We start from the raw sequence: 3,858 nt of genomic DNA on the forward strand, positions 1-3,858 counted from the left end.
ATTTCCAGGCCATCGATTTGCGGCAGGCCGATGTCCAGCAGGGCCACGTCGTAGCTCTGTGTTTTCAGGGCCGTCGACGCGTGGTTGCCGGTGCGCACCCAGTCGACCTTGAAGCCGGCCTGCTCCAAACCCTTTTCCATGCTGGCGCCCAGCATCGCATCGTCTTCGGCAAGAAGGAGTTTCATGTTTTCACTCTGGAGTGGGCCGGTTCGCATGGGAACCCTGGTGTGAACAAGGCCCGGAGACAGTATGCATCGACATGGCGAAACAAAAAAAGCGGGTCAGGGCCCGCTTTCTGAGAGGAACCGAGCGACCGGTCAGGCCTTGGGTGCGACCTCGGCGGCGTGCTTTTTCTTGGCGATGGTCTTTTTGGTGGGGTGCTTGACCTTGGTGGTCTTGGCCATCTTGGCGGCGGGTGCAGCGGGCGCAACAGCCGCCGGCGCGGTGGCGGTGGTCACGGGAGCGGCTTCCGCAACGGCGGCCGGCTTGACAGCCGCAGCAGGAGCTGCAGGGGCTGCGGCTTGGGCGGCGAAAACGGTGAAGGCGGACAGCAGAGCGATGACGGTCTTGTTCATGAAAAACTCCTGGGTTGAAACTGTCCAGAGACGATGTCCCTGCGACAGTGCCCATTGTTCCGAGCAAGACTTATCAAGCACTTAATGGCGGATCGTGTGGGCGATCGGGTGCGGGTGTGTCGGCGTGGTCGACGGCAAAAAAAAGCGGGCCGAAGCCCGCTTTTTTTGAAAGATCGAAAAGCCTGGAATCAGGATTTTTTCTCTTCGGCCTTTTTAGGAGCCACTTTTTCTTTTTCGGCGTGCTTGGCTTCGGTCTTGCAGTTTTTGTCCAGCTTGATGTCGCACTTGGCTTCTTCTTTCTTGGCCATGGCGTCGGCGGGCTTGGCCGCTGGCGCAGCAGCCACAGCCGGCGTTGCCGCCACTGCCGGAGCGGCAGCGGGTGCAGCAGGTGCTGCCGGAGCAGCTGCCTGTGCGGCCAGAACGGTGAAAGCGGACAACAGGGCGACAAGGGTCTTGGTCATGAAAAACTCCAGAATGGAATGGTGTCCAGAGACGGCGTCCCTGTGACAGAGCGCATTTTTCAGATCAAGACTTAGCGATCACTTAAGACGGCAGCAACCCCGTGTCAGCGGATGCGGCCGTAGTTGGTGCGCAGCGGGTCGGCTGGGCCACCGCGTGGCGCGTCGCTGTTGCGACCTTGACCGCCACGGCCCGGGCCGCCGCGGTTGTTGTTGCGGCCGCCGCGTCCACCCAGCGAATCGATGCTGGTGCGCAGGGGATCGGGCTGTCCACCCGGCGCGCCACCACCGCCGCGCGGTTCCTTGATGCGCAGGCTGCCCAGGTGGGCATTCGGTCCGGGCTGGCGCTCTTCGCCGTTGCCACGGTCTTCACGGGGACCACGGTCCTCGCGCGGGCCACGTGCAGGGCGGTCGTTGCGCTGACCGCCGTTGCGGGCCGGTCCGGCGGAAGGTCCATTGCGGGACGGTCCGTTGTTGGAGCGGCGGCCATCGGCGCGCTGGCCATCGCGTGCGCCCTCGGCTTGTTCGCCGGCAGGGCGGGGACGCTGGCGTTGCCCACCACCGCCACCACCACCGCCGTTGCCGCGACCTGCTGGCTCGCTGGCCTTTTTCTCACGCACGCGCTGCAGCATCTCGGTGCGCGCTGCTTTGGCGGCAGCCGCCATCACGTCGCGGCTGGGCGGCTTGCCCGCGCCGCCCCAGATGGTCTGGCGGCCCATGGCGATGGGTTCGGCGGTTTCGCCGGGTTCTGGCATGAATTCCTGGTAGATCTTGACCGGGATCTGCTGCTTGGTGAAGCGCTCGATGTCCATCATGAAGCCTTCTTCGTCGAGGCTCACCAGGCTCACAGCTTCACCGCTGGCGCCGGCCCGGCCGGTGCGGCCGATGCGGTGCACGTAGTCTTCCGACACGTTGGGGATTTCGTAGTTCACCACGTGCGGCAGGTCGTCGATGTCGATACCGCGGGCCGCGATGTCGGTGGCCACCAGGGCGCGGATTTCGCCGGCCTTGAAGCCCGCCAGGGCCTGGGTGCGGGCACCCTGGCTCTTGTTGCCGTGCAAGGCCATGGCCTTGATGCCGTTCTTGGTCAGGAAGTCGGCCACGTTGTTGGCGCCGAATTTGGTGCGTGTGAACACCAGCACCTGGCTCCAGTTGTGCTCGTTGATGATGTGCACCAACAGCGCTTTTTTCTTGCCGCGACCCACCGGGTGGATCACCTGGGTGATGCGTTGCACCGTGGTGTTGCGCGGGGTCACCTGGATCAGCAGCGGATCCTTCAGCAGGGCGCTGGCCAGATCGCGGATTTCGTCGCTGAAAGTGGCCGAAAACAGCAGGCTTTGCTTGTCTTTGGGCACCAGGGCGAGGATTTTTTTCACGTCGTGGATGAAACCCATGTCGAGCATGCGGTCGGCTTCATCGAGCACCAGCATTTGCACGCCGGAGAGGTCCAGAAAGCCTTGCTGCTGCAGATCGAGCAAGCGGCCAGGGGTAGCGACCACGACGTCCACGCCGCGTTTCAGCGCATTGATCTGGGGATTCATGCCCACGCCGCCGAACACCACGGTCGAGGTCAGCGTGAGGTGGGTGCCGTAGACGCGGATGGCTTCTTCCACCTGGGCCGCGAGTTCGCGCGTCGGTGTGAGCACCAGGGCGCGGATGGCGATGCCGCCAAACCGGTTCTTGCCCCGTTCGCCCTCGCTCAGGCGTTGCAGCATCGGCAAGGCAAAAGCGGCGGTTTTGCCGGTACCCGTTTGTGCGCCTGCCAGCAGGTCGCGCCCGGCCAGCACGGCGGGAATCGCCTCGGCTTGCACAGGGGTGGGGGTCTCGTAGCCTTGCTCGCGCACGGCTTGCACAATGGCCGGGGCCAGATTCAGTTCGTCAAAGTTCATTGTCGGTAGGGGCGCCCGTCCAGGGCACTGGGGGCATCGGCCTCTCCAGACACCGGAGTTCGGCGGCTGGTCAGTCTGGGGCAGATGGATTCACAAGATTGGCGCGAACAAAGGGTTTGCACGCGCCCCAGCAAAGGGCTGGTGTTGGACCAACTGAAGTGCCCAACAGCCCGTATTGTCGCATGCTGGGATAATCAAGGCTTTCCCGGCCCACCGTTCCCGAATGGCGACGCAGGTTTACCGGGTAAATATCCAAGGCTCAACACGTTTTGACGAAACGGAGCCACCACTGCCAGACGCAGCGGTTTTCGTTCCCTTTGGTCACTCATCATTTTTATCAAAATGGCTCAATACGTTTTTTCCATGAACCGGGTCGGCAAGATCGTGCCGCCCAAGCGCCAGATTCTCAAAGACATCTCGCTGTCCTTTTTTCCAGGCGCCAAGATCGGCGTGCTGGGCACCAACGGTTCGGGCAAGTCCACGTTGCTGAAAATCATGGCCGGCCTCGACAAGGAAATCGAGGGCGAAGCCATTCCCATGCCGGGCATCCGCATCGGTTACCTGCCGCAGGAACCCCAACTGGATCCTGAGCAGAACGTGCGCGAAGCGGTCGAGGCCAGCATGAGCGGCGTGCGCGCCGCTCAGAAGCGGCTGGACGAGGTGTACGCCGCCTACGCCGAAGAAGACGCGGATTTCGACGCCCTCGCCGCCGAGCAGGCCCAGCTGGAAGCCATCATTTCCACCGCCGGTACCGACAGCGAACACCAACTGGAAATCGCCGCCGACGCGCTGCGCCTGCCGCCGTGGGAAGCCTCGATTGGCCTGCTCTCGGGGGGCGAGAAGCGCCGTGTGGCGCTGTGCTGCATGCTGCTCTCCAAGCCCGACATGCTGCTGCTCGACGAACCCACCAACCACTTGGACGCCGAATCGGTGGAG

5 protein-coding genes are annotated in these 3,858 nt (G+C 63.4%); 1 reads left to right on the forward strand and 4 read right to left on the reverse strand.

Going from position 1 to position 3,858, the window contains the following annotated elements:
* The 4 genes from ABYB95_RS18790 to ABYB95_RS18805 all read right to left on the reverse strand — a co-directional run.
* The coding region (locus tag ABYB95_RS18790) for a response regulator (protein ID WP_372660308.1) at positions 1-185 on the reverse strand (185 nt) is incomplete at its 3' end.
* A gap of 132 nt (positions 186-317) precedes the next feature.
* Complete coding sequence (locus ABYB95_RS18795; RefSeq protein WP_372660311.1) at positions 318-575, reverse strand: hypothetical protein; 258 nt, start codon at positions 573-575, stop codon at positions 318-320.
* 188 nt (positions 576-763) lie between these two features.
* Complete coding sequence (locus tag ABYB95_RS18800; protein WP_372660315.1) at positions 764-1,036, reverse strand: hypothetical protein; 273 nt, start codon at positions 1,034-1,036, stop codon at positions 764-766.
* A 104-nt stretch (positions 1,037-1,140) separates the two neighbouring features.
* Positions 1,141-2,922: a DEAD/DEAH box helicase gene (locus ABYB95_RS18805; protein WP_372660319.1), complete on the reverse strand. Its 1,782-nt coding sequence runs from the start codon at positions 2,920-2,922 to the stop codon at positions 1,141-1,143.
* Between the two features lie 342 nt (positions 2,923-3,264).
* Between ABYB95_RS18805 and ABYB95_RS18810 the strand changes: the two genes are divergently transcribed.
* Positions 3,265-3,858 (forward strand): ATP-binding cassette domain-containing protein (locus tag ABYB95_RS18810; protein WP_372660322.1); only part of this gene is annotated, 594 nt, incomplete at its 3' end.

It is taken from the genome of Hydrogenophaga sp. (assembly GCF_041633695.1).
In the GTDB taxonomy this organism is placed as follows: Bacteria; Pseudomonadota; Gammaproteobacteria; order Burkholderiales; family Burkholderiaceae_C; genus Hydrogenophaga.